The sequence below is a fragment of the Achromobacter deleyi genome, from assembly GCF_016127315.1.
GTDB classification, from domain to species: domain Bacteria; phylum Pseudomonadota; class Gammaproteobacteria; order Burkholderiales; family Burkholderiaceae_B; genus Achromobacter; species Achromobacter insuavis_A.
The window spans coordinates 4,133,894-4,158,639 of sequence record NZ_CP065997.1; the positions used below are offsets into that span (position 1 = coordinate 4,133,894).

General features: G+C 69.2%; 21 protein-coding genes. 8 read left to right on the top strand and 13 right to left on the bottom strand.

Annotated features, from left to right (window positions below; translation table 11 throughout):
* On the bottom strand, positions 1-1,230 hold the full coding sequence (gene lysA, locus I6I07_RS18815; protein WP_198483236.1) for a diaminopimelate decarboxylase: 1,230 nt from the start codon (positions 1,228-1,230) through the stop codon (positions 1-3).
* Between the two features lie 121 nt (positions 1,231-1,351).
* Here lysA and I6I07_RS18820 point away from each other — a divergent pair, with 121 nt between their 5' ends.
* Positions 1,352-2,266 (top strand): LysR family transcriptional regulator, encoded by a 915-nt coding sequence (locus tag I6I07_RS18820; RefSeq protein WP_198483237.1) that lies wholly within the window; start codon positions 1,352-1,354, stop codon positions 2,264-2,266.
* A 145-nt stretch (positions 2,267-2,411) separates the two neighbouring features.
* Here I6I07_RS18820 and rpsT read toward each other — a convergent pair whose 3' ends face one another.
* The 7 genes from rpsT to I6I07_RS18855 all read right to left on the bottom strand — a co-directional run bounded on the left by rpsT (position 2,412) and on the right by I6I07_RS18855 (position 8,361).
* Entirely contained in the window at positions 2,412-2,675 is a 264-nt protein-coding gene (gene rpsT, locus I6I07_RS18825; protein ID WP_025135824.1) for a 30S ribosomal protein S20, read from the bottom strand.
* Between the two features lie 289 nt (positions 2,676-2,964).
* Complete coding sequence (locus I6I07_RS18830; protein ID WP_198483238.1) at positions 2,965-3,945, bottom strand: FecR family protein; 981 nt, start codon at positions 3,943-3,945, stop codon at positions 2,965-2,967.
* Positions 3,946-4,141: 196 nt separating this feature from the next.
* Positions 4,142-5,701: a murein biosynthesis integral membrane protein MurJ gene (murJ, locus tag I6I07_RS18835; protein ID WP_198483239.1), complete on the bottom strand. Its 1,560-nt coding sequence runs from the start codon at positions 5,699-5,701 to the stop codon at positions 4,142-4,144.
* Between the two features lie 59 nt (positions 5,702-5,760).
* Positions 5,761-6,519, bottom strand: coding sequence for a 3-hydroxyacyl-CoA dehydrogenase (locus tag I6I07_RS18840; RefSeq protein ID WP_006396039.1), 759 nt, complete (start codon positions 6,517-6,519; stop codon positions 5,761-5,763).
* A 133-nt stretch (positions 6,520-6,652) separates the two neighbouring features.
* Entirely contained in the window at positions 6,653-7,309 is a 657-nt protein-coding gene (gene adk / locus I6I07_RS18845; protein ID WP_006396038.1) for an adenylate kinase, read from the bottom strand.
* 92 nt (positions 7,310-7,401) lie between these two features.
* Positions 7,402-8,166: a 3-deoxy-manno-octulosonate cytidylyltransferase gene (gene kdsB, locus I6I07_RS18850; protein ID WP_198483240.1), complete on the bottom strand. Its 765-nt coding sequence runs from the start codon at positions 8,164-8,166 to the stop codon at positions 7,402-7,404.
* Between the two features lie 12 nt (positions 8,167-8,178).
* On the bottom strand, positions 8,179-8,361 hold the full coding sequence (locus tag I6I07_RS18855; RefSeq protein ID WP_006396036.1) for a Trm112 family protein: 183 nt from the start codon (positions 8,359-8,361) through the stop codon (positions 8,179-8,181).
* Between the two features lie 194 nt (positions 8,362-8,555).
* Here I6I07_RS18855 and I6I07_RS18860 point away from each other — a divergent pair, with 194 nt between their 5' ends.
* Positions 8,556-10,793 carry an IgaA/UmoB family intracellular growth attenuator gene (locus tag I6I07_RS18860; protein WP_198483241.1) on the top strand — a complete coding sequence of 746 codons (2,238 nt, stop codon included), beginning with the start codon at positions 8,556-8,558 and terminating at the stop codon, positions 10,791-10,793.
* Here the strand turns inward: I6I07_RS18860 and lpxK are convergent.
* The 3 genes from lpxK to I6I07_RS18875 are packed head-to-tail and all read right to left on the bottom strand — an operon-like array spanning position 10,790 to position 12,869.
* A complete protein-coding gene (gene lpxK, locus I6I07_RS18865; RefSeq protein ID WP_198483242.1) occupies positions 10,790-11,839 on the bottom strand; it encodes a tetraacyldisaccharide 4'-kinase in 1,050 nt (349 codons plus the stop codon). The genes I6I07_RS18860 and lpxK overlap by 4 nt on opposite strands.
* Positions 11,836-12,249 (bottom strand): ExbD/TolR family protein, encoded by a 414-nt coding sequence (locus I6I07_RS18870; RefSeq protein ID WP_054430107.1) that lies wholly within the window; start codon positions 12,247-12,249, stop codon positions 11,836-11,838. Before I6I07_RS18870 ends, lpxK begins: the two co-directional genes overlap by 4 nt.
* On the bottom strand, positions 12,246-12,869 hold the full coding sequence (locus I6I07_RS18875; protein ID WP_061074149.1) for a MotA/TolQ/ExbB proton channel family protein: 624 nt from the start codon (positions 12,867-12,869) through the stop codon (positions 12,246-12,248). The genes I6I07_RS18870 and I6I07_RS18875 overlap by 4 nt, the downstream gene beginning before the upstream one ends.
* Before the next feature lie 352 nt (positions 12,870-13,221).
* Between I6I07_RS18875 and xseA the strand changes: the two genes are divergently transcribed.
* From xseA to pcaF, 6 genes are all read left to right on the top strand, one after another.
* Positions 13,222-14,586, top strand: a complete 1,365-nt coding sequence (gene xseA, locus I6I07_RS18880) for an exodeoxyribonuclease VII large subunit (RefSeq protein ID WP_198483243.1) — start codon at positions 13,222-13,224, stop codon at positions 14,584-14,586.
* Between the two features lie 100 nt (positions 14,587-14,686).
* Positions 14,687-17,989, top strand: coding sequence for an ankyrin repeat domain-containing protein (locus tag I6I07_RS18885; protein ID WP_232625648.1), 3,303 nt, complete (start codon positions 14,687-14,689; stop codon positions 17,987-17,989).
* A 130-nt stretch (positions 17,990-18,119) separates the two neighbouring features.
* The gene (gene sodB / locus I6I07_RS18890) at positions 18,120-18,698 is read left to right on the top strand and encodes a superoxide dismutase [Fe] (RefSeq protein WP_054430101.1); all 579 of its coding nucleotides are present in this window, start codon (positions 18,120-18,122) and stop codon (positions 18,696-18,698) included.
* Between the two features lie 288 nt (positions 18,699-18,986).
* Positions 18,987-20,711 (top strand): methyl-accepting chemotaxis protein, encoded by a 1,725-nt coding sequence (locus I6I07_RS18895; RefSeq protein WP_269784295.1) that lies wholly within the window; start codon positions 18,987-18,989, stop codon positions 20,709-20,711.
* Between the two features lie 107 nt (positions 20,712-20,818).
* Positions 20,819-22,225 carry a chloride channel protein gene (locus I6I07_RS18900; protein ID WP_198483245.1) on the top strand — a complete coding sequence of 469 codons (1,407 nt, stop codon included), beginning with the start codon at positions 20,819-20,821 and terminating at the stop codon, positions 22,223-22,225.
* Between the two features lie 145 nt (positions 22,226-22,370).
* Positions 22,371-23,576, top strand: a complete 1,206-nt coding sequence (gene pcaF / locus I6I07_RS18905; RefSeq protein ID WP_006396026.1) for a 3-oxoadipyl-CoA thiolase — start codon at positions 22,371-22,373, stop codon at positions 23,574-23,576.
* Positions 23,577-23,692: 116 nt separating this feature from the next.
* Here the strand turns inward: pcaF and I6I07_RS18910 are convergent, their stop codons facing one another.
* Entirely contained in the window at positions 23,693-24,211 is a 519-nt protein-coding gene (locus I6I07_RS18910; RefSeq protein ID WP_232625649.1) for a DUF192 domain-containing protein, read from the bottom strand.
* A 101-nt stretch (positions 24,212-24,312) separates the two neighbouring features.
* Entirely contained in the window at positions 24,313-24,558 is a 246-nt protein-coding gene (locus I6I07_RS18915; RefSeq protein ID WP_006220277.1) for a cold-shock protein, read from the bottom strand.
* Between the last annotated feature and the right edge of the window lie 188 nt (positions 24,559-24,746).

Below are 24,746 nucleotides of genomic sequence, written 5' to 3' on the forward strand. Positions count from 1 at the left end.
TTATTGCTCCAGCGCCAGCAGGTCGGCGACCGTCTGGCGGCGGCGGATCAGGCGCGCCTCGTCGCGGTCCAGCAGCACCTCGGCCGCCAGCGGCCGGGTGTTGTAGTTCGAGGACATCGACGCGCCGTAGGCGCCGGCGTTGTGGAACACCAGGAAGTCGCCGATGCGCGGCTGCGGCAGCGACTGGTCCGAGACCACGCCGCCGGCATCCTGCGTGAATACGTCGCCCGATTCGCACAGCGGACCGGCCACGGCGACGCGGGTCTCGGCCGTCGGCGGCGTGGCGCCGTCGGGCGCGTGCACCGAGATGCGGTGGTAGCTGCCGTACATGGCCGGGCGCATCAGGTCGTTGAAGCCGGCGTCCACCAGCGCGAAGTCGCGTTCGGGACGGCGGTTGATCGCATGCACTTCGGCCACCAGCGCGCCGGCCTCGGCCACCAGGAAGCGGCCGGGTTCGATCTCCAGGCGCACCTCATGGCCCAGGCGCTGTTCGATGCGCTTGCGGGCCGCGTCCCACTGCTCGAAATAGTGGTCGCAATCGATGCGCGGCTCGCCCTCGCGATACGGAATCGACAGGCCGCCGCCGGCCGAGATGGCCTCGATGTCGTGGTCCAGCGAGGCAACCACGTCGACCATCGCGTCGCACACGCTCGACAGGTGGCCGTAGTCCACGCCCGAACCGATGTGCATGTGGATGCCGACCAGCTTCAGGCCGTAGCGGCGCACGATGCCGATGGCGGCCGCGACGTCGTCGATCCAGATGCCGTGCTTGCTTTGCGGGCCGCCAGTGTTGGTCTTGTTGCTGTGGCCGTGGCCGAAGCCCGGGTTGATGCGCAGCCACACGCGGTGGCCCGGGGCGTGCTGGCCGACGCGTTCGAGCATGTCGAGCGAGCCGGCGTTGACGGTGATGCCGTGCTTGATCACGGTGGCCAGGGTGGCGTGGTCGATCAGGTCGGCCGTGAACACCACGCCGGCCGGCTCGCCCGCGGGCTCGAAGCCGGCGGCCAGGCTGCGCTCGATCTCGCCCAGCGACACCGCGTCCACCATCACGCCCTCGGCGCGCATCAGGCGCAGGATGTGCAGGTTGGAGCAGGCTTTCTGCGCATAGCGGATGACGTCGAAGCGGCGCAGCTGGGCGATGCGCTCGCGGATGACGGCCGCATCGTAGACCCACAGCGGGGTGCCGTGCTCGGCGGCGAGTTGGGTGAGTTGGCGCGGATCGAAAGCCATTGCGGGGTGAACCTTGTAGCGGTGACGGGGTAGGGAATCAGGGCAGCATCATGCCTGCGCCAGGTCATCCAGTAAAATGCTTAGATTTTCCACATCGATTCATTCCTGATATGGGTTTGGCATGCTGACGCATCGACACATCGAAGTTTTCCGCGCCCTCATGATCGCGGGCAGCGTGACCAAGGCCGCCGACCTGCTGTTCACCTCGCAGCCCACCGTCAGCCGCGAGCTGGCGCGCATGGAGCAGGCCATCGGCTTCGCCCTGTTCGAGCGCGTGCGCGGCCGCCTGAGGCCCACCATGCCGGCGCTGGCGCTGTACGACGAGGTGCGGCAGTCATACGCCGGGCTGGAGCGGGTGGCGTCCACCGCGGCGCGCCTGCGCGCGTTCCAGGACGGGCAGCTGGCGGTGATCGCGCTGCCGGCGTTTTCGCATTCGCTGCTGCCGGGCGCGTTCCGGCGCTTCAGCCAGGACTACCCGGGCGTGAGCCTGGCGCTGGAGGCGCAGGAATCGCCGTTCCTGGAGGAATGGCTCACGGCCCAGCGCTACGACCTGGGCCTGACCGAGCACGAGCTGGAGCCGGCCGGCACCCGGCTGGAATTATTGCTGGAGGTGGATGAGGTCTGCGTGCTGCCCGACGGCCATCGCCTGCTGGCGCGGCCGGCGCTGGAGCTGGCCGATTTCGCCGGCGAGCCATTCGTCAGCCTGTCGTCCAGCGACCCCTACCGGATCCAGATCGATGAGGCGTTCGCGGCCGAGAACGTGCTGCGGCGCGCGATCATCGAAACGCCGACGGCGGTCTCGTTATGCGCATTCGTGCGCCAGGGGCTGGGCCTGGCCATCGTCAACCCGCTGACGGCGCTGGATTTCATCGGCCGCGGCCTGCATATCCGCCCGTTGCGGCGGTCGTTCCCGTTCCGGGTCAACCTCGTGTTTCCGGAACACCGGCCCAAGAACCCGCTGGTGGATGCGTTTACCGCGACCCTGCGCGACGAGGCGCAGCAGATCCGCGTCCGCCTCGCGGCCCGGCAGGACTGACAGGCGCTGCCGGCCCTCGGGCCCGTGAGGCAAGGGGGGGCGGCGGCGGGCAAATAGGCAACAGGCAACAAAAAAGGATGCCCGTGGGCATCCTTCTTCATTTGCCGTATTCATGACGCCCTGCAAGGCAGGGCGGCATAATGGCTTAGGCCAGCGCCTTGATGGCGGCAGCCAGGCGGCTCTTGTGGCGAGCGGCCTTGTTCTTGTGGATGATGTTCTTGTCAGCCACGCGATCGATCACGCTCGACGCCTTCTGGAACACGTCGCCAGCCGCAGCCTTGTCGCCGGCGGCGATGGATTGGCGAACGCGCTTGATGGCGGTGCGCAGCATCGAGCGCAGGCTGGAATTGTGCTTGTTGCGCTCAACGGATTGGCGAGCGCGCTTGCGGGCTTGGGCGGTATTGGCCATGTTGCTATGTAAGTTGAATTCGGCAAAGTCGAACATTTTAGCAAGTCCCCGGGGGATTGCAAGCTTTAAATGCCGTGTCTGCCGATGGAGCGCCCGTCAACCGGGCGGGGGGCGCTGCGAGGAAACCCTCGGACTGCAGGGCCCGGGTAGCTTGACCCGGGCTTCAGACCGCGCGGGCATCGAAGGAATCAACGCCTGATTGGCCCTGCTGCGCCTACTGGATAAAAACACCGTGCTGAGTATACAACGGAAGCGGCTTTTCGTTACAGCCCCGTGTCAGCGGGCGTGGTCAGGCCGCGACGTTGATCGAGACGAACCAGGGCGTATAGCGCCGCACGTGGATGGGCATCATGTCTTCGAGCGCGGTCAGCGCCGCGTCGGTGTCGTCGAGCGGGAAATGGCCGGACACCGGCAGGCCGCCGGCGGCCATGGAGACGCGCAGGGAGCCGCTGCGATAGGGGCGCAGGGCGGCGATGATCTCGGCCAGCGGGCGGCCGCGGGCGTCGACCCAGCCCGATTCCCAGGCGGCCTCGGCCATGAGTTCGGCGCGCGGGGTGTCGATGCGCGAGGCGTCGAAGCGCGCCCCGGTGCCGGCCCGCACGATGCCGTGGGCGCCGGCCATGGTCTCCACCACCACCTCGTGCTCGTGCACCACGACCACCGTGCGCTGGGCCTGCTGGCGCACCATGTAGCGGGTGCCCAGGGCGCGCACGGTGCCCTCGGCGGTCTGCACCAGGAAGGGCCGGCGGGCGTCGGGCGCCACCGATACGGTGACGGCGCCGTCCAGCAGCCGTACCTGGCGGTAGGCGGGGGTGAAGTCCAGGTTGACGCGGCTGCGCGCGTCCAGCAGCAACTGGCTGCCGTCGGAAAGCTGGTAGCGGCGGCGTTCGCCCGTGGCCGTGGCGGCATCGGCCGCGACGTTGCTCAAGGGGTAGAAGGCGTTGCCGACGTACGCGGCGCAGGCGCCCGCGCTGGCGAGCGCGAGCGAACCCGTCAGGAAGCGCCGGCGCGGCGGCACGACGACGGGTGGCGTGACGGCAGGCGCGGGCGCCACCAGCGGCGGGGGCGGCGAGGCGGTCGTGGCGTAACCGGCAGGATAGGCGTCGCCCAGCCGGCCGAAGCCTGAACCCGCCAGAGTGCCCGTCAATTGTTGCCAGGCATTCTCATGCAGAGGGTCGGCCGCGCGCCACGCCAGGAAATCGTTGTAGTCCTGCGCCGTCGCTTTACCGGAGCGTAGCAGCAGTAACCAATTGATGACTTGGTCCGCCATGGGTTGTCCTTGGGCGTACTTCACTTCAAGCTGCCGCCTGGGGGCCAGGCGGGAATCCTTTCGATGGCAATTTGTAAATAATAAAGGTTTTTTACCAAAGATTACCGGCCGCTTGTCAATTCTTGACGAATCAAATGCAAAAAAAAGCCGGCGGGTAGCCGGCTTTTTGCTGAGATTGGGGTGCGAACCCCGGAAATTAGCGGGCGGACCGGCGTCCGAAATCTCGGGGACGGAACCCAAACAGTAACAACATGCCGAAGTAGACCGCCGCGCTGGCCGCCAATACGCCAGTCAGCCACAGCGCGCGATGGCCGGCATGGGCCTGCAGGCCGATCCAGTCAATACGGCCATCGGCGTAGAGCAGCAGCGCGGCCAGGGCCGCCAGGGCCGGGATCAGGCGCAGGGCGAAGCGGCCCCAGCCCTCGCCGGGCCGGTAGACGCCGCGACGGCGCAGGCCGATCAGCAACGCCAGCGCGTTCAGGCAGGCGCCCAGGCCGATCGCCAGCGCCAGGCCGGCGTGGGCCATCAGCGGCACCAGCGCGACGTTCATCAGCTGGGTCAGGATCAGCACGCCGATGGCGATCTTCACCGGGGTGCGGATGTCCTGCTTGGCGTAGAAGCCGGGCGCCAGAATCTTCACCGCCAGCAGGCCGATCAGGCCGGCCGAATAGGACATGACCGCCAGCCGGGTCTGCAGCACGTCCTGGGACGAGAACGCGCCGTAATGGAACAGCGTGGCCACCAGGCCGTCCGACAGCAGCGCCATGCCCACCGCCGCGGGCAGGCCCAGCAGCAGCACCAGCCGCAGGCCCCAGTCGAGCAGGGCGCTGTAGCCGTCGTGGTCGTCGCGGGCGTGGGCCGCCGACAGGCTGGGCAGCAGCACGGTGCCCAGCGCCACGCCCAGCAGGGCCGTCGGGAATTCCATCAGGCGGTCGGCGAACGACAGCCAGGTGACGCTGCCGGGCGTGAGCCAGGTGGCGATGTTGGTGTTGATCAAGAGCGAGATCTGCGCCACCGACACGCCCAGCGTGGCCGGCGCCATCTGCTTGAGGATGCGCTGCACGGTGGGGTCGGCCCAGGCCTCGCGAAAGCGCAGCGAGAAGCGCGGCGTCATGCCCAGCCGCGCCAGCGCGACCCATTGCACCGCCAGTTGCGCCACGCCGCCGGCCATCACGCCGATGGCCAGCGCGTAGACCGGCACGTCCATGCGCGGCGCCAGCCACAGGCAGGCGGCGATCATGGCCAGGTTCAGCAGCACCGGCGTGAACGCCGGCACGGCGAAGCGGCGCCAGGTGTTGAGCACGCCGGAGGCGAATGCGATCAGCGACATGCAGAAGATGTAGGGGAACATCATCCGCGTCATCCAGACGGCGGCGCCGAATTCGGTATCGCGGGCCGCGCCGCGCAGGCCGCTGGCCATGGCCGACACCACCCACGGCGCGGCGATGATGCCGATCAGCGTGACCGCCATCAGGGCCATGGTCAGCAGCAGCGCCACCCGGTCCAGCAGCGTGCGGACCTCGGCCTCGGAGCGGTTGTTGCGGGCATGGCCCAGGATCGGCACGAAGGCCTGGGCGAAGGCGCCTTCGGCGAACAGCCGGCGCAGCAGGTTGGGAATGCGGAAGGCGACCCAGAAGGCGTCGGTGATGGGGCCGGCGCCGAAGGCGCGCGCCACCAGGACGTCGCGGGCCAGGCCGGAAATACGGGACAGCAGGGTCAGGCTGCTGACGGTGGCCGCCGAACGGAACAGGCTCATTGAGGTGACTGCAAAAGAAAAAAAGCCCCCCGGGAAATTGGGGGGGCGTGGGGGCATTTTTACTTTGGAGGCATCCGGATGGCGCCATCCAGGCGGATCGTTTCGCCGTTCAGCATGTCATTGGTGATGATGCTCTGCACCAGCTTGGCGTAGTCCTCCGGACGGCCCAGGCGGGCGGGGAAGGGGATGCTGGCGGCCAGCGAATCCTGCACTTCCTGCGGCATGCCGAAGATCATCGGGGTGCCGAAGATGCCGGGGGCGATGGTCATGCAGCGGATGCCGGTCTTGGCCAGGTCGCGGGCGATCGGCAGGGTCATGCCGGCCACGCCGGCCTTGGAGGCGGCATAGGCCGCCTGGCCGATCTGGCCGTCGAACGCGGCGACCGAGGCCGTGTTGATCATCACGCCGCGCTCGCCGGTGGGCTCGGGCGTGTTGCCGCTCATGGCCTCGGCGGCCAGGCGCATCATGTTGAAGCTGCCGATCAGATTGATCGACACGACCTTCTGGAACAGGTCCAGCGGGTGCGCGCCGTTCTTGCCGACGATCTTGGCGGCCGGCGCCACGCCGGCGCAGTTGACCAGGCCGAACAGGGTGCCGAGTTCCTTGGCGGCGGCGACGGCGCGCTGGCCGTCGGCCTCTTGCGTCACGTCGCAGTGCACGTAGCGCTGGCCCAGTTCCTTGGCCAGTTCCTCGCCAGGGCCGTCCTGCAGGTCGGCGATGACGACCTTGGCGCCGTTGGCCACCAGCATGCGCACGGTGCCGGCGCCCAGGCCGGATGCGCCACCGGTAACGATGAATACCTTGTTCGCGATTTCCATGTCTCTACCACCAGATCAATTCAAGGGATGAAAGCGGCGCGGCGGGCGCCGGATGCGACAAGGCCTTCGGGCCGGGGCCGGAACGCATCGCGTCCGGCCGGCGCCGAAGGCCTGGAGCCATCGAAGCGCCCGGTCAGCTCTTGACGGCTTCGAACAGGCGCGACTTGATTTCCTCGACCGCGCCGACGCCGGAGATCTTGCGATACTTCGGCGCGTCGGCGGGGCTTTGCTGCGCCCACGTCGAGTAATAGTCGACCAGCGGACGGGTCTGCTGGCGGTACACGTTCAGGCGGTTGCGGACGGTGTCCTCGCGATCGTCGTCGCGCTGGATCAGGTCTTCGCCGGTGATGTCGTCCTTGCCTTCGACCTTGGGCGGGTTGAAGCGCACGTGGTAGCTGCGGCCGCTGGGCTGGTGCACGCGGCGGCCGCTCATGCGTTCGATGATGTCTTCTTCGGGGACTTCGATTTCCACCACGTAGTCCAGCTTGACGCCGGCGCTCTTGAGCGCGTCGGCTTGCGGGATGGTGCGCGGGAAGCCGTCGAACAGGTAGCCGTTGGCGCAGTCGGGCTGCTTCAGGCGGTCCTGGACCAGGCCGATGATGATCTCATCCGAGACCAGGCCGCCAGCATCCATGACCTTCTTGGCTTCGATGCCCAGGGGCGTGCCGGCCTTGACCGCGGCGCGCAGCATGTCGCCCGTGGAAATCTGGGGAATGCCGAAATGCTGGGTGAGAAACGCGGCCTGAGTGCCTTTGCCGGCGCCGGGAGGTCCGAGCAAGATGAGACGCATGAGTGCTCCTGAATGGGGTTTAATTTTTGTGATCCGAGCGATTATGCCGCAATGCAACAGCCTCTGCGGGGCCGCGCCATGCGAAATAACCCTTATATACGATTGCTATAGATCAAGCGAACGCGTTCCAGGTCGGCCGGGGTATCTACGCCGGCGGCCGGAGGGTGCGACGCCCGATGGACGACGATGACGTGGCCGTGCTCCATCGCGCGCAGCTGTTCCAGCGACTCGAACCGTTCCAGCGCGCCTTGCGGCAGGGTCGGGTAGCGGCGCAGGAACGACACGCGGTAGGCATACAGGCCGATGTGGTGCCAGGCGGGCAGGCCGTCGGCCAGCACGCGCTCGCCGCCGGCCAGCGCGTCGCGCGCCCACGGGATCGGCGCGCGCGAGAAATACAGCGCGCGGCCGTCGACGGCGCAGACCAGCTTGACCACATTGGGGTTGAACAGCGCCTGGGCGTCCGCCAGCGGACAGGCGCAGGTGGCGATGTCCGCCTCCGGGCTGTCGGCCAGGCGGGCGGCCACGGCGTCGATGAGTTCGGGTTCGATCAGCGGTTCGTCGCCCTGCACGTTGACGACGATGGCGTCGTCGGGCAGGCCCAGCTGTTCCACGGCCTCGGCCAGGCGGTCGGTGCCGGTGGGATGATCGCCGCGGGTCATCAGGGCGCGCAGGCCGTGGGCCCGGGCGGCGTCCCGGACGCGAGCGTCATCCGTGGCGATGTAGACCTGCGAGGCGCCCGATTGTGCCGCGCGCTCGGCCGTGCGCACCACCATCGGCTTGCCGGCGATGTCGGCGAGCGGCTTGTCGGGCAGGCGGGTCGAGGCGGTCCGCGCCGGGATCAGGGCGATGAAGCTCACGATGCGGGCGGGTCAGGAGGAAACGGGCGCGTCGTCCAGCGAGCGCGCTTCCGATTCAAGCATGACGGGAATGCCGTCGCGCAGCGGGAACGCCAGGCGGTCGGCGCGGCAGACCAGTTCGGCCTGGGTCCGGTCGTGTTCGAGGCGGCCCTTGCACAGGGGGCAGACGAGGATGTCGAGAAGGCGGGATTCCATGACCGGGATTCTAAAACAGTTTGGGCGCGCGCAGCCCGCGATCGGCCCGCGCCGCGCAGACAGTGGCGGGGCGCGGCGCGGCCGGCCAGGTTGTTCTGTTAATTATTGTCATGTTTTGACGCTCGCGCTAGAAATTCCGGGACGGATGGTCGCTATGATGCGCCGCGACATGAGGAAAGAGGAAAAACAGAACAATGGATTCCAACACCATTCGCATCGGGTTGATGCTCATCATCCTGGTGTGGTCGGTCATCAGCGCCATCACCTATATGGCGCGCCGCAGCGACAACAAGGGCGCGCTGCGCGAACTCAAGCAGGAAGGCCAGCCGCTGCGGCGGCTGAGCGCGGAGGAACAGGCGCTGGTGCAGCCGTTCCTGGTGCGGCCCGCCAAGCCCACCGAAAGCGTCGCGCTCCTGAATGACGGCGTGTTCCCGTTGCGCGGCGCCTTCGTGCGCCACGGCCTGGAATCGGGCCACGGCGCGGCCACCATGCACGACACGCTGGGCGGCGTCGACGTGGTGCTGCCCTACGATGCGCGGGACTATCTGCGCGAGGACAACCAGGCCGAAGTGGTGATGACGGAGAAATTCGCCATCGTGGTGGCGCTGAACGGCGCATTCGACCTGGCCGGCGGCCGCGAGCGCGAGACGCGCCGACAGAAGCAGAACCAGCAATGGTCCAGCGGCAAGCTCGGCGCGATGCAGAACGTGGTCGATGCCGACGCGGTCGCCGCGGATGGCACGGACCAGACGCCAGACGCCCAGGCCGAGCACGAGTTCGCGCAGGCCATGCGGGTCGAGATCCTCAGCCAGCGCGAGGAAACGCCCGCCGAGATCGCCTGGCGCCAGCCGGCCGGCATCGCCTTCTGGCCCGCCCTGTCGTGGCTGGCGGCGTTCATCTGCCTGGGCGTGGCCGCGGCGGGCGGCGGCCTGGCGTGGCTGGCATCGGCCGCCGCGCCCGCGCTGCTGGCCGTCTGGCTGACCTGGCGCCGCCGGCCGCTGGGCGCGGCGCAGAAGGTGAACCGGGTGCGCGGCGAACTGAACGCGATCGTGCTGACCAATCCGGCCAATGCGCAGGCGGTGTCGACCCAGTTGTTCCTGGGCGACAAGGTGCCGGTGACGCTGCCCGACCATTGGCGCGCCAACCTGGAACTGCCGGACGACGGCCGCGTCGACGTGGACCTGCGGGTGCAAGACTACGCCGTGCTGCGCCTGGGCAACCGCTTTTCCGTCGATGAGGAACAGCGCCTGTTCCCGCGGGTGGCCTGGGGCCGTCACGTGACGCTGGCGCTGGCCGGCCTGATCGCCGGCGCGGCGATCGGCCTGATCGGCGGCGACGATCTGCGCGGCGACATCGCGCTGGCGTCGGCCTGGGCGCGCGGCGCGCAGCCGCGGGTCTACGACTCGGCCACGGCCCTGACCCAGGATCCGCCCGCGCCCGGCGAGGTGGTGGCCTTGAAGGGCGCGGGCCGCTGCCAGTTCCAGCCGCACGCGTACCGCCAGGATGACGTGCGCTTCGACTGCGAGCGGATCCGCTGGCAGGGCGATGCGATCCAGGCCGACGACCTGCGGCTGGCGCCGGCCGCGCTGCAACTGTATTCGGGCGGTTTCCTGAAGACCCGGCCCAACCCGATGATGGACATGCTGGTCCGCAACCAGGTCTACGGCAGCCTGGCCGGCAATCCGCTGGCCGCCTACAACGCCCGCAACGTGTCGGCGGTGACGGTGAACCGCGTGACCGATCTGGTGCTGACCATCGAGCTGGCCTGCGAGACCGCCACCGGCCCGGCCATCGCCGAATGCGACCGCCTCAAGGCCGAGACCGTCGACAGCCTGATGCTGGCGCGCGACGAGCCGGACACCTGGCTGGCGCTGTTGCGGCTGGCGCAGGGCGGCGCCTTCAAGCAAAAGGGCAATGCCGACGAGGGCGTCATCATCACGCGCGCCGCCAACCTGCTGCGCGGCCTGGCCAGGAGCAGCATGGAGCCGCAGGTGCAGGAGGCCATGGCGCGCGCGGGCAATGCGCTGATGGCGCGCCAGCGCGGCGGCGTGGTGCTGCAGGTGTGGCCCGGCCGCTACGCCGATCTGCCGCAATTGCCGCCGCGCGACGAGACGCAGGACCTGCTGCAGGCGTGGACCCAACAGACCGTGATGCTGGCGGCCGACGGCGCCCGGCCGTTCCAGGTCGGCGGCGTGGTCACGGCGGTCGAGCGCGAAGCGTCGGGCGAGGTGGTCGTCGACATCGATGCGCGGCGCTCGCTGGACGATCCGTGGCCGTCGCTGGCGCGCGTGATCTGGCTGGCGTTGGCGTTGTTGCTGCTGCTGGTGCATGTGCCGCTGGCGGCGCTGCGGCTGCGCGCGGCGGCGGCCCGCAAGCGCGGCCTGGCGGAATACGCCACGCGTCCGGTCGCGACGCGCGCGGCGTTCTTCTAAGGCTGGCGCGGGGCGCGCTGGCGCAGCGTCCGCGCCAGCCAGTCGAACAGTTGCGGGTCGGAGAAGCCGGCCCGCACCGGCACTTCCCACAGGCGCGCGTCGTGCAAGGCGGCGCACTTGATGGCGTCCTTGGACGTGACCAGGATGGCCTGCGCGGCCAGCGCCTGGAATGGCGATCTGGCGTAGTCGTGGTGGTCGGGCAGGGGCAGGGTGGCCGCCAGCGCGATGCCCTGGCTCCGCAGCGTGGTGAAGAAACGTTCCGGGTTGCCGATGCCGGCGGCCGCGGCCACGTCCGGCTGGCCGGCGAAGGCCGCCAGCGGCCGGCGCGCGCCGCCCTCGATCTGGCGGGCCTCATCGGGCTCCAGCCACATGGCGACCTGGCGCGGCCCGGCGCCGGCTGGCGCCGCCGCGCGGCCGTCCGGCACGCCGATATTGGTGATCACTGCGTCCACCTCATGCAGCCGGCTGGCCGGCTCGCGCAAGGGGCCGGCGGGCAGCAGCCGGCCGTTGCCGACGCCGCGCGGATCCTGCACCACGATTTCCACATCCCGCGCCAACGCCAGGTGTTGCAGGCCGTCATCGGACACGATCACATCGACGCGCGGATGCGCGGCCAGCAGCGCCTGCGCGGCCAGCGCGCGGCGCGGGTGGACCGCCACGGGGGCGCCGGTGGCGCGCGCGATCAGCGCCGGCTCGTCGCCGAATTGGGCCGCCTCCAGTTCCCCCTGGCCGACGCGCGGCTGCGGTCCCAGCTTCACGCCGTAGCCGCGGCTGACCACGCCGGGCGTGTAGCCGCGGGCGCGCAGCGCGTCGACGGTGGCGATGACCATCGGCGTCTTGCCGGTGCCGCCCACGAAGATATTGCCGATCACCACCACCGGCACCGGCGCCCGGTAGGCCGTCGCGCGGCCGTCGCGGTAGCGCGCGCGCTTGCGCGCCACCACGCGGGCGGTCAGCGCGGACAGCGGGCGCAGCAGGGTGGAGAGCCAGCCGCCGTGCTGCCATTGGCGCGCAAGCAGCGAGGCCTTGGGGCGGGACGCGCTCACCGGGTGGTCTGGGCGGCGAAGTTGACGCGGCCGATGCCGGCCAGGCGGGCCGCTTCCATCACGTTGATCACGGACTGGTGCGTGGCCTGGGCGTCGGCGTTGATGACCACCAGCGGTTCGGTCTTGCCGGCGGCGGCCTGGCGCAGCACGTCGGCGATCTCGGGCGGCGTGGAGACGTCGATCAGGGTGCCGTTGAGCGCATAGCGCCCATCCTGGCTGATCGCCACTTCCAGCGCCGGCGGGGTTTCCTGCTCGGCGGAGGCCTGCGGCAGCGTGACCTTCAGTTGCGTGAAGCGGGCGAACGAGGTGGTCGCCGCCAGGAAGATGAGGATGACCAGCAGGACGTCGATGAGCGGGATCAGGTTGATGTCCAGCTCGTCGCGGTCGCCCCGGGAGCCCCGGAAATTCATGGACGGTCCTCGCGCGCGGCGGAGGCGGGCGAGACCGCGCGCGCCAGCCGCGCGGCCGACAGTTCCATGGCGTTCAGGTAGCCGTCGACCCGGCTGCGCAGATAGCGGTGCGCGATCATGGCGGGGATGGCGATGAGGATGCCGAAGCCGGTGTTGTACAGCGCGATCGAGATGCCGCGCGCCAGCTGGGCGGGGTCGCCGCCGCCGGGGGTGTACGAACCGAAGATCTCGATCATGCCGACCACGGTGCCGAACAGGCCCATCAGCGGCGCGACCACGGCGATGGTGCCGATGGCGGGGATGTAGCGGCTCAGGTCATGGGCCACGGCGCGGCCGGTGTCCTCGACCACGCTGCGCAATTCCTCGCGCGGCAGGTGGCGGTGGCGCATGACCTCGGCCAGCACCCGGCCGAGCGGCGAATTGCGTTCCAGGCGGCTCAGGGATTCGGGCGAATCCTGGCGGTTGCGCAGCATCTCGGCCACTTGTTCGTTCAGGCCGCGCGGCATGACCTGGCTGCGGCGCAGCGACAGGAAGCGCTCGAAGATCAGCGCAAGACCCAGCACGGACGTCGCCAGCAGGGGCCAGATCGGCCAGCCGGCCTCGCGCAAGATGGAAAGCAAAGCGGTCAACTCCAGGTGCACCGGGGGGCGGGGAGGGCCACGCGCCGGCATCTGCTCAAGCCGAAACTGTAACGGCGCGGCGGGGATGTGGCAAGGGCGGCCGGCCGGCAAAACTATCCACAGAATTTGTGGATAATTCTGTGCAAAACTTCGCCGGAACGCTTGCGGGCACAGGGCTTGCGCTTGTTTGCTCCAAATTCGAGCAACCGCGTATGGTCAGAAATTCCATAAAAATCATGTTCTTAGGTCGAATTTGCTAGCTTTCGGGCCTGCCGCGGCAAAAATGCCCGGACGCGGTATCATGGCGGCCCGCTACGTATGCCCTGTGGACAGGTACGCATCGGAAAGCCTTATGACAATTGAACTTGCAGTCACAAACAACGTATTTGCGCGGGATATCCTGACAGTTGCCCAGCTGAACCAAGCAGTGGGGCAGTTGTTGGAGCGCAGCATCCCGGCACTGTGGGTTCGCGGCGAGATTTCCAACTTCACGCAGGCGGCTTCCGGGCATTGGTACTTCACGCTCAAGGACAGCCGCGCCGCCGTGCGCGCCGTCATGTTCCGGGGCCGCGCCAGCGCGGTCGGCTTCGTGCCGCGCGCGGGCGACCAGGTCGAAATCAGGGTCAGGGTGTCGCTGTACGAACCGCGCGGCGACTACCAGCTGCAGGTCGACGCCATGCGCCGCGCCGGCCTGGGCAATCTGTACGAAGCCTTCCTGCGCCTGAAAGAGCAATTGAACGCGGAAGGCCTGTTCGATCCGGCGCGCAAGCGCGAACCGGTGCCGTTGCCGCGCGCCATCGGCGTGATCACCTCGCTGCATGCCGCCGCGCTGCGCGACGTGCTGTCGGCGCTGGCGCGGCGCGCGCCGCAGGTGCCGGTCATCATCTATCCGGCGCCGGTGCAGGGCGCCGACGCGGCCGCCCGGCTGGCCGCGCAGGTCCGCCTGGCCAACGCCCGCGGTGAAGTCGATACGCTGCTGCTGGTGCGCGGCGGCGGCAGCATCGAGGACCTCTGGAGCTTCAACGACGAAGCCCTGGCCCGCGAGATCGACGCCAGCGCCATCACCACCATCAGCGGCGTCGGCCACGAAACCGACTTCACCATCGCCGACTTCGTCGCCGACGTGCGCGCGCCGACGCCGACCGCGGCCGCCGAGTTGGCCTGCGTGCCGCGCTCGGAACTGCTGGGCCGCGTCATGTACGCGGCCGAGACGCTGGTGCGCGGCCAGCAGCGCCGCCTGGAACGCGCGGCGCAGCGGCTGGACCGCGCCGCCGCGCAACTGGTGTCGCCGGCCCAGCGGCTGGAGCACCAGCGCGAGCGCCTGAACAGCCTGAGCTACCGGCTGGCCTCGGCCTGGGCCGGTCCGCAGGCCCGGCGCGGCGCCCGCGTCAACCTGCTGGCGCAGCGCCTGGCGCATCGTGTCCCGGACACCCGCCGCGGCGCCGAACGCCTGGCCGCCGTGACGCGCCAGCTGGGCCAGGCGCACGCGCGCCTGCTGGCGCGGCGCCGCGACCAGCTGGCCGCGGCCGGCGCGCAACTGCGCGCGCTCGATCCCGGCAACACGCTGGCGCGCGGGTATGCTATCGCCCGGGACGCCGACGGCCGCATCGTGCGCGATGCCGCCGGCCTGGCGGCGGGGCAGGGCCTGGACCTGAGCTTCGCGCAGGGCGGCGCCCGGGTCGAGGTCACGCAGGTGCGCGAGACGCGCGATCTCTGAAGCGCCGCGAACGGGCGGTAGTGGGACAACACGGCCCTCGGGGCCGGCCGGCAGGGATGGAACGATGCGGTTGAACCAACCACGCAAGCCTGCGCGTCGCATGCGCCAGGCCGCTATGCTGGCGGCGCTGATGGCCGCCGTGACACTGGCGGCGACGCCGCCGGCGCGGGCCGAGGGCGGCGCCACCAAGGCGCGCAACAAGTCCGAGGCCGATGCGCGCGGCCGCACGTCGGCCCCCGTATCCGCGCCCGCCGATACCGCGGCTCCCGCCGAATTCCAGATCGACCCGCCCCCGCCTTCGGCCGCGCCGACGTCCGAGGCGCCACCGCCCCCGGCCGCGCCGTCGGCCCAGTCCAAGCCACCGTCCGATTGCGACTGCGCATCGCCCTACCGCGAGTACCGGGCGGCCGAGACCGCCGAGACTCGCGCCTTGTTCAGCGCCGTCGCCGCCGGCGACGAGGCGGCCTTCACCGCCGCGCTGGCCAAGGTGAAGCAGCCGGGCGACTACGCGCGGGAAGGCGTGCCGCTGTTGCACGCGCTGCTGATGCCGGCGGGCAAGCGCGGCAAGCACGTGTATTGGGACATGCCGGCGGACGAGGCGGCGCGCCTGCGCCAGGCCTATCAGGCCGCGCTGCCGGCGCGCACCCGCATGCTCGCGGCCTTGCTGGCGACCCAGCCGGCGCTCGACGACATCACCTACGAATCGCGCCGCCCGTCGCTGCAACTGGCCCTGCTGTACGGCACGCCTGAGATCCTGGACATGTTGTTGGCCGCCGGCGCGCGGCCCGACCAGCGCGGCGACGAGAACAAGACCCCGCTCGAATTCCTGCTCAATCGCGATTTCGAATTCGCGGTGCGCATGACCTACCTGCCGCGGCTGGTCGACCGCGCGCAGACCACGCGCATGGTGCTGGCGCTGCTCAAGGCCGGCGCCGCGCGCCCCTTTGCCTACATCGACGAGCACGCCGACGACGCCACGCGCCAGGCCTTCAAGGATGCGCAGGGTGAGCCGCGCCGGGCCGCGGACTACCTGGCGTGGGGGCCGCTGGTGGAGCTGACCGAAGGCGCCGAGGTGGTGCGGGCGCTGGCCGCCACCGGCACCCGGCCCGCCTATGGCGACGGCGTCAGTCCGCTGGCGCTGGCGGCCTATGGCGGCAATGCCGGCGCGGTCACGGCGCTGGCCGAGCTGGGGCCGCGCACGACGCCGGAGACGGGCTATGGCGCCAGCGGCGACCGCGACCTGTGGCTGGACGCGGCGCAGGCGGCGGTGGCGGCGGGACGCGGCGACATCGCCGTGCCGCTGCTGCGCGCCGGCATGCCGTTCAACCAGCGCGGGCCGCAGACCGGCGACGCGGCGGTCTTCCTGAGGATGGAGGCCGACGAGCGCCCCATCATGAACCTGGCGGCCCGCAAGGGCGACGTCGCCGTGCTGCGGCGCCTGCTGGCGCTGGGCGCGGCGGTCGATGGCGACGGCGCCGAACAGAACGGCGACACGCCCCTGGCGGACGCGGTCGGCGCCCGCCAGGCGGATGCCGTGCGAGTGCTGCTGGCCGCGGGCGCCAACCCCGCGCTGGTGCGCGAAGGCTATGACCGCAAGTCCGCGCTGCAACGCGCGATCGAGGCCGACGACGCGCCGTTGCTGCACGACCTGCTGGCGGCCACGCCGCCCGCCACCTTGCAGGCCCTGCTGGCCGACCCCGCGCGTTCGCCCCTGGCGCAGGCGTTGCGCCAGCCGGGCAAGCAGGGCGCGGCCATGTTGCGGAACCTGGTCGACGCCGGCCTGGACCTGAAGACGCTCGACGCCGGCGCCATCCGCCAGGCGCTGGAGAACCGCGACACCGAGATGGCCGCGTACCTGATCGCCGCCGGCGTGCCCGTCAATCCGCCAGCGACGGCCGCGGCCTTGGACGATCCCTACGACAACAAGGGGGTGCCGCCGCTGCTGGTGGCGGTGACCTCGGGCCAGGCGGCCATGGTCGATGCGCTGCTGGCCAAGGGCGCCGACCCGCTCGGCCTCGCGCCGGACGGCCGCAGCGCCCTGTATTGGGCCATCGGCGGCGGCGATGGCGCCATGCTCGACCGCCTGCTGGGCGCGGGCGCGCGGCTCGACGATCCACGCCTGCCGCGCGCGCCCGCCAGCCATGCCTTGCTGAACGCGGCGTTGGCTTCCGGCGACATGGCGCTGGTCAAGCGGGTGGAGCAGGGCGGCAAGCAACCGCTGGCCGACGCCTGCCTGCCGTCCGGCGGTGAATACGCGCTGCTCGATCGGCCAGGGTATTTCGCGCAATTGCAGGCGGCGGGCTATACCGGCGCGCGGACCGAATGCGCGCGCAAGGAGGGGACCCTGCCGCAGCGCCTGCTGTCGGCCTTGCTGCGTGATCGGCAGTTGGCGATCGCGCGCCGCGATACGGTGATCGACGTGCTCACGCGCCTGAAGGCCGTGGGGGGCGACCTGGACGCGCGCCAGGACGAAAGCGGCGATACGCCGCTGGTGGCCGCCATCCAGCTGGGCCGCGCCGATCTGGCCGACGCCTTGCTGGCGGCGGGCGCCAGCCCCGACGCCGCCGATGCGCAAGGCCGCAGCCCGGCGTGGGCGGCACTGGCCAGCGGGCAGCCGGACATGCTGGCGCTGCTGGCGCGGCATCATGCGCGTTTCGACGGAGCGGCGGCGCCGTCGGGCCAGTCGTTCAGCCAGACGCTGGCATGCCAGGCCGCGCCCGCGTTCGCCGCCACATTGCAGGCCGCTGGCGCGTCGCTCAAGCAAACCTGCCCGGCCGCGTCCGGCGCCGCCAAGACGCTCGGCAAAGCGGCGGTGCGCGTCGCCGGCCATTACTACCTGCGCGGCATGCGCGAAGTCGGCAGCGAGCTGCTGCTGTCGCCCGATGGCCGTTTCGATTACCTGATGAGCTACGGCGCGATGGACATCCAGGCCAGCGGCACCTGGCGCCTCGACGGCAAGCAGGTGCGCCTGGACACGCCGCCGATCCAGCCCTTCTCGGCGATCGCGCAGGTCGGCGCCGACACGCGGCCCGCCGAGGGCGACGACCTCACGGTCCGCGTGTACTACCAGGGTCGGCCGGTCAAGGTCGATGTGGCGATGTCGTCCGCCAGCGCCGATTACGCCGGCACGCCGAAGCAGTCCGAAGGCGCTGATGGCGTCAGCGCGCCGATCGCGCCGGGTGAACTCAAGGCGCTGGCGGTGTTCGTGCCGCTGCCTTCCGGAGCGCGCTGGCACAGCGTGGATGTGAGCAAGTCCGATATCGCATCGCGCGCGTTGCGCATCGATCTGGACCTGCCAGAATCCGCCAGTCGCACACCGTTGCATATGACATTGGCGGTGCGCGAGGACGGCACGCTGGTGGCCGCGCAAGGCGGGCGTGAACTGCGCTATGAGAAAGAGTAGCGTTTACGCGCGCAAGGCATAAACACATGCCCGTTAACCCCGCGCCGCCGCGGGGTTAACGCGGTATCCTCGCAGAGTTGCCGATACAATTGAACGGCTTGATCGTGCACTCAACAGAAGGAACCGACACATGGCACATACTCTTCCCCCCCTGCCTTACGAACTGGACGCGCTGGCTCCGCACATCTCGAAAGAGACGCTGGAGTTCCACTACGGCAAGCATCACCAGACCTACGTCACGAACCTGAACAACCTGATCCCGGGCACCGAGTTCGAGACCCTGTCGCTGGAAGACATCGTCAAGAAGTCCTCGGGCGGCATCTTCAACAACGCCGCGCAGATCTGGAACCACACCTTCTACTGGAACAGCCTGGCTCCCAAGGCCGGTGGCGCGCCGACCGGCAAGCTGGCCGACGCCATCAACGCCAAGTGGGGCAGCTTCGACGCCTTCAAGGAAGCCTTCAACAAGTCGGCCGCCGGCAACTTCGGTTCGGGCTGGACCTGGCTGGTCAAGAAGGCCGACGGTTCCGTCGACATCGTCAACACCAGCAACGCCGCCACCCCGCTGACCACGGCCGACAAGCCGCTGCTGACCTGTGATGTCTGGGAACACGCGTACTACATCGACTACCGCAATGCCCGTCCCAAGTACCTGGAAAACTTCTGGGCCCTGGTGAACTGGGACTTCGCGGCCAAGAATTTCGCCTGATTCCGCTGCGCGCCCGGCGCGCATCGCAGGGCCGAGGCCCCTCGCATCGCGAGGGGCCTTTTTGTTTTTGGCGCTTTCAAAACCCGGATGACATGCTGGATTACAGGCTGGAATTTTGTATATTGTCGAATCCATTTTGTAGAAAATGAGAATGAATCTCCCTCTCTTTCTGGCTACCGCGGGGGAAAGGTCCCGCTATTGTTGAAGGCAGTCTGCGGCTGAGCCATGGGGCCAACGATCGCGGCATGCCCGCCATAAAACACCGTGGTGTTTGACGGGAAGGGAAGCATGTTGCGGTATTTCAAGGGCTTGCATATCGGCGCGCGCATCGGCGTGCGCCTGTCGGGGGCGTTCCTGATGGTGGCGCTGCTGGGCGGCATCATCGGCGCGTTCGGGGTTTGGGGGCTGTCCCGCATCAACAGCATGAACGACCAGATCGCCGAGATCGAATTGCGCGGACTCTCGGACATCAAGGAAGCCAACATCAGCCTGATCGCGGCGGGGCGCGCCCGCAAGAGCTATCTGGCGGCGTCCACCGATGCGGAGCGCCAGGCGTTGCGCCAGCAGTTCGATCAATCGCTCGACAAGCTCGAGCGCATGCGTGCCAAGGCCGCCACTTCCTTCATCCGCGAAGACGGCAAGCGGTTGATGGCGCAGTTCACGGAAGCCGAAGAGGTCTGGAAGCGGGATTCCATCGAATTCCTGCAGCAGGCGCAGAAGTATCCGCTGGCGCACATCGATCCGGAGATCGTGGATCAGACCAAGCGTGCGGCGGCGGCATCGGACAAGGCGGAGAAGCTCATGGGCGAGCTTGCGTTGGCCAAGGAACGGGCCGCCGAGCAGGCCGTGGAGAAAGTGTCCGAGCTGTACCGGAGTACGCGCCTGATCATGATCGTGTTGTCCATCGCGGGGGTGGCCCTCGGGCTGCTGCTCGGCTGGCTCGTGACGCGCGGCATCACGCGGCCCCTGGGTCAGGCGGTGGGTGCGGCGCGCCGCGTCGCCAACGGCGACCTCAGCGGCAACATCCAGGTCACGTCGCGCGACGAGACGGGTGATCTGATGGCCGCGCTCAAGGCCATGAACGAGAGCTTGTCATCCATCGTGCGCGACGTGCGCGACGGTTGCGAGAGCATCGCCACCGCGTCGGCGCAGATCGCGCAGGGCAATGCCGACCTGTCGCAGCGCACCGAGGAACAGGCCGCTTCCCTGGAGGAGACCGCCGCCTCGATGGAGCAGCTGACGAGCACCGTACAGCAGAACGCCAGCAATGCCGGCGAGGCCGAAAGGCTCGTCACCCAGGCTTCGGCCGTGGCGGCGCGCGGCGGCGAAGTGGTCGACGTCGTGGTGCGGACCATGAGCGAGATCTCCGAGAGTTCGCGCCGTATCGCCGATATCACCAGCGTGATCGACGGTATCGCGTTCCAGACCAACATCCTGGCGCTGAACGCCGCGGTCGAGGCCGCGCGCGCCGGCGAACAGGGCCGCGGCTTCGCGGTGGTGGCGGGCGAGGTCCGCACTCTGGCGCAGCGCTCCGCCGTCGCGGCCAAGGAAATCAAGGCCCTGATCGACGAGTCCGTGCATCGCGTCGAGGGCGGCACGCGCCAGGCCGACGAGGCCGGCAACACCATGCGCGAGGTGGTGGAAAGCGTGCGCCAGGCCGCCATCCTGGTGCACGAAATCGCCAGCGCTTCGGCCGAGCAATCCACCGGCATCGGCCAGGTCAACCAGGCCGTGGCGCAGATGGATACCGTGACCCAGCAGAACGCTGCGCTGGTGGAGCAGGCCGCCGCCGCGGCCGGCAGCATGCAGGACCAGGCCGGCCGCCTGGCGCAGCAGGTGCGCCGGTTCAAGGTCAATGCCGGCGCGGTGGCGGTGGCTGCCGAACCGCAGGCCCGCCTGATCCAGGCTGGCCGCTCGACGCCCCATCCGCCGGCCGCCTTGCAGCGCCAGGAACCCGCGGTGACGCACCCGGCCCTCAAGCACAGCGGCGACGACGACTGGTCGTCGTTCTGAAAGGCGTGGCGCCGATGTGAGCGGGCACATTGTGGGCTGGCAGTCAGGCGGCAATGGTAAGGTTAGCGACGTCTGGTTTCGCCGTACCTTGCCGCCCGGCCCCGCCCATGTCCCTGCCCACTCCGTTACGCCGCATCGCCACCCGCTTGCGCCATCTCCTGCGTCGCAAGTTGCGGCAAACCAACCGCCTGTCGCGCAAGAGCCTGCAGATGGCGCTGTTGCTGGGCGGCGCGGCGCTGGTCGCGCTGGTGTCGCTGGGCTTCGCTTACCTGGCTGATCTCGCATTGGAATGGAACCGCGAATGGGTCGGCCACGCCGGCTGGCTCGCGCTGCTGGTGCTGCCATGCGCCTTGGCCGCGCTGCGCTGGGCCACGCTGCGGTTCGCGCCCAACGCCGCGGGCAGCGGCATTCCCCAGGTCATCGGCGCCTTGTCGCTGCCGCCCGGCCCCGGCCAGCGCAGCCTGGTGTCCCTGGCGCAGGTGCTCTGGAAGATCCCGCTGGCGTTCTTCGGCATGCTGGCGGGCGCCTCGATCGGCCGCGAAGGGCCGTCGGTGCAGGTCGGCGCCGCCGTCATGCTGGCCTGGGGCGATTTCTGGAAGCGCCGCGGCCTGCAACTGCGCGGCTTCCACGCCAACGAGCTGCTCGCCGCCGGCGCGGCGGGCGGCCTGGCCGCGGCCTTCAACGCGCCGCTGGCCGGCGTCATCTTCGCCATCGAGGAACTGGGCCGCGGCACCGTGTTGCGCTGGCAGCGCCTGGTGCTGATCGGCGTGCTGGCGGCGGGCTTCCTGGTGGTCGCGATCCAGGGCAACAACCCGTACTTCGGCACCTTTGCCGGCGCGCCGCTGGCCCACGGCATGTTGTGGTGGGTGCTAATCTGCGCCGCGCTCAACGGCGCGCTGGGCGGCATCTTCGCGCGCCTGCTGGGCAAGGGGGCGGCCGCGATGGCGCCCGCGGCCTGGCGCGCCTGGATCCGTGCCCATCCCATCTGGACCGCCTTCGCCATGGGCGTGGTGCTGGCGCTGATCGGCCTGGCCACCGCCGGCAGCGTCTACGGCACAGGCTATGGCGCCGCGGCCGACCTGCTGTCGGGCGAAACCCAGCACGCCTTGCCCGCCGGCTTCGGCCTGGCCAAGCTGGCGGCCACGGTGGCCTCGTACTGGGCCGGCATTCCCGGCGGCATCTTCACGCCCGCGCTCACCACCGGCGCCGGCATCGGCCACCACATCTGGGAATTGGCGGGCGAGGGCGTGGACCAGCGCGTGCTGGTGCTGGTGTCGATGGCCGCATTCCTGGCCGCGGCTACGCAGGCGCCGCTGACGGCCAGCGTGGTGGTGATGGAAATGACGGGCAGCCAGCCGATGCTGTTCTGGCTGCTGGTCGGCTCGCTGCTGGCCTCGGGCGTGTCGCGCCAGTTCTGCCCGCAGCCGTTCTACCATCTGGCCGCCGGACGCTTTCGCCGCCAGGCCATCGTCGAGGCCGGACGCGCCGCGCGCGCGGGCACGCCGACGCCGTGAGGGCAGGGCCGGCGCGTGTACGGTGAGTGAACAGCAGCTGGACACCGTCCGTTGTGCGGACATCTGCGGGATGCACCAACTTGGCGCGAAACCGCTGCGTTAAGATCGTCCGCATTCGATTCCTCCACTTCAATCCGAGCATCTCATGACCGTGCATGCCTATATTTGTGACGCGATTCGCACCCCCTTCGGCCGCTACGGCGGCGCACTGGCTTCGGTGCGTCCCGACGACCTCGCGGCCGTAGCCATCAAGGCGCTGGTGGCGCGCAATCCTGGCGTGCGCTGGGAAGAAATCGACGATGCCATCCTGGGCTGCGCCAACCAGGCCGGCGAAGACAACCGCAACGTCGCCCGCATGGCCACGCTGCTGGCCGGCCTGCCGGTCGAAGTGCCCGGCGCCACGGTCAACCGCCTGTGCGGTTCGGGCCTGGACGCGATCGGCAGCGCCGCGCGCGCCATCCGCGCCGGCGAAGCCGGGCTGATGCTGGCCGGCGGCGTCGAAAGCATGAGCCGCGCGCCGTTCGTCATGGGCAAGGCCGACAGCGCCTTCTCGCGCAACGCCGCGATCTACGACACCACCATCGGCTGGCGCTTCATCAACAAGCTGATGAAGGCCCAGTACGGCGTCGACTCGATGCCGGAAACCGCCGAGAACGTCGCCGACGATTTCAAGATCAACCGCGAAGACCAGGACCTGTTCGCGCTGGCCAGCCAGCAGAAGACCGCCCGCGCCCAGAAGGAAGGTTTCTTCGACGCCGAGATCGTGCCGGTCTCGATCGCCCAGAAGAAGGGCGATCCGCTCGTCGTGTCCAAGGACGAACACCCGCGTGAAACCAGCCTGGAAGCGCTGGCCAAGCTCAAGGGCGTGGTCCGCGAAGGCGGCACCGTGACCGCCGGCAACGCCTCGGGCGTGAACGACGGCGCCGCCGCGCTGCTGCTGGCCGACGAGAAGGGCGCCGCGCGCCACGGCCTGACGCCGCGCGCCCGCGTGGTCGGCATGGCCACCGCCGGCGTCGCGCCGCGCATCATGGGCATCGGCCCGGCGCCCGCCACCCGCAAGGTGCTGGCCCAGACCGGCCTGACGCTGGACCAGATGGACGTGATCGAACTGAACGAAGCGTTCGCCGCCCAGGGCCTGGCCGTGCTGCGCCAGCTGGGCATCGCCGACAACGACCCGCGTGTCAATCCCAACGGCGGCGCCATCGCCCTGGGTCACCCGCTGGGCGCCAGCGGCGCCCGCCTGGCCACCACCGCCATCAACCAGCTGCACCGCACCGGCGGCCGCTACGCGCTGTGCACGATGTGCATCGGCGTGGGCCAGGGCATCGCCCTGATCATCGAGCGCGTCTGATTTTGGCGACGGCCCCGCGGGGCCGGGCCTGCCGCCGCGGCGCCGCCGTGACGGCATGGCCAAACGACAAGGGAGCCCGTGGGCTCCCTTGTTGCGTGAGAAGGATCGCGGCTGGCTCAGGGCAGGCCGTCGATTTTCCTGCCGGCCTTCATGCCGTGGCTGTCGTACCAGCCTTGCGCCATTTCCAGCGCGTAGCGCACCGGTTTCTTGGAGCAGTGGGTGTCGTCGGTCTGGGGCGCCATGTCCTCGATGTTGACGATCGTGCCGTCGTCGGCGATAAAAGCGATCGACAGCGGCAAAAGGGTGTTGCGCATCCAGAAGCACTGCACGTCGGGCTGTTCGAAAACGAACAGCATGCCGTCGTTGCCGGCCAGTTCCTTGCGGAACATGAGGCCGTCGCGGCGGCTGGCTTCCGTGTTGGCGACTTCTGCGCGGATAATATGGATGCCGGCGGCCAGTTGCGCGATGGGCAGCGTCGGTTGCGGTCCGGTCGGCGTCTGGGCGCCGGCCGCCACGGGCAGCGCCAAGGTGGCGGCGCCGAGCAGCGCGGCTATCGCGCCGCGCGCTGCCGATTTAATGAACGCTGTTTTGAGCAACGCACGACCAACATGAAACAAAGCAGCATTCTTCAGCATAACCAGACGCGGTAATCGCAGTAATAAGAAAATAACAAGGCGGGGCCCGAAAGCCCCGCCTGATAATGGCGCAACCTTACCGTTGCGCTTTAAAGAGTAACTCAGGCAGCGGTGATATTGAGCGCCTGTTTGCCTTTGGGCCCCTGGATAATCTCGAAAGCCACTTTCTGGCCTTCTTTCAGGGTTTTAAAACCATTCATCTGGATGGACGAGAAGTGGGCGAACAAATCTTCACCGCCGTCGTCGGGCGTAATGAAGCCGAAACCCTTTGCATCGTTGAACCATTTGACGGTACCCGTCGATTTGGGATTGTCCCCTTGGACGGCGGTTGCGGTCGTATCAGACATGCGGACTGCCTCATTGAATCGTATGTTGACGAAGGGCATCGCGGCCTAGACCCCTGTCCCCCCTCCGGCCTCCTGGCAGGTTTTCGATGAATTGAAAACCCCAGAATGCGTGGATAATGCGCCGCTTTTCTTTGCCGAGTCAAGTATGGAAACTACGCATTTCTACGTGTAATTTTGCGTAAGTTACA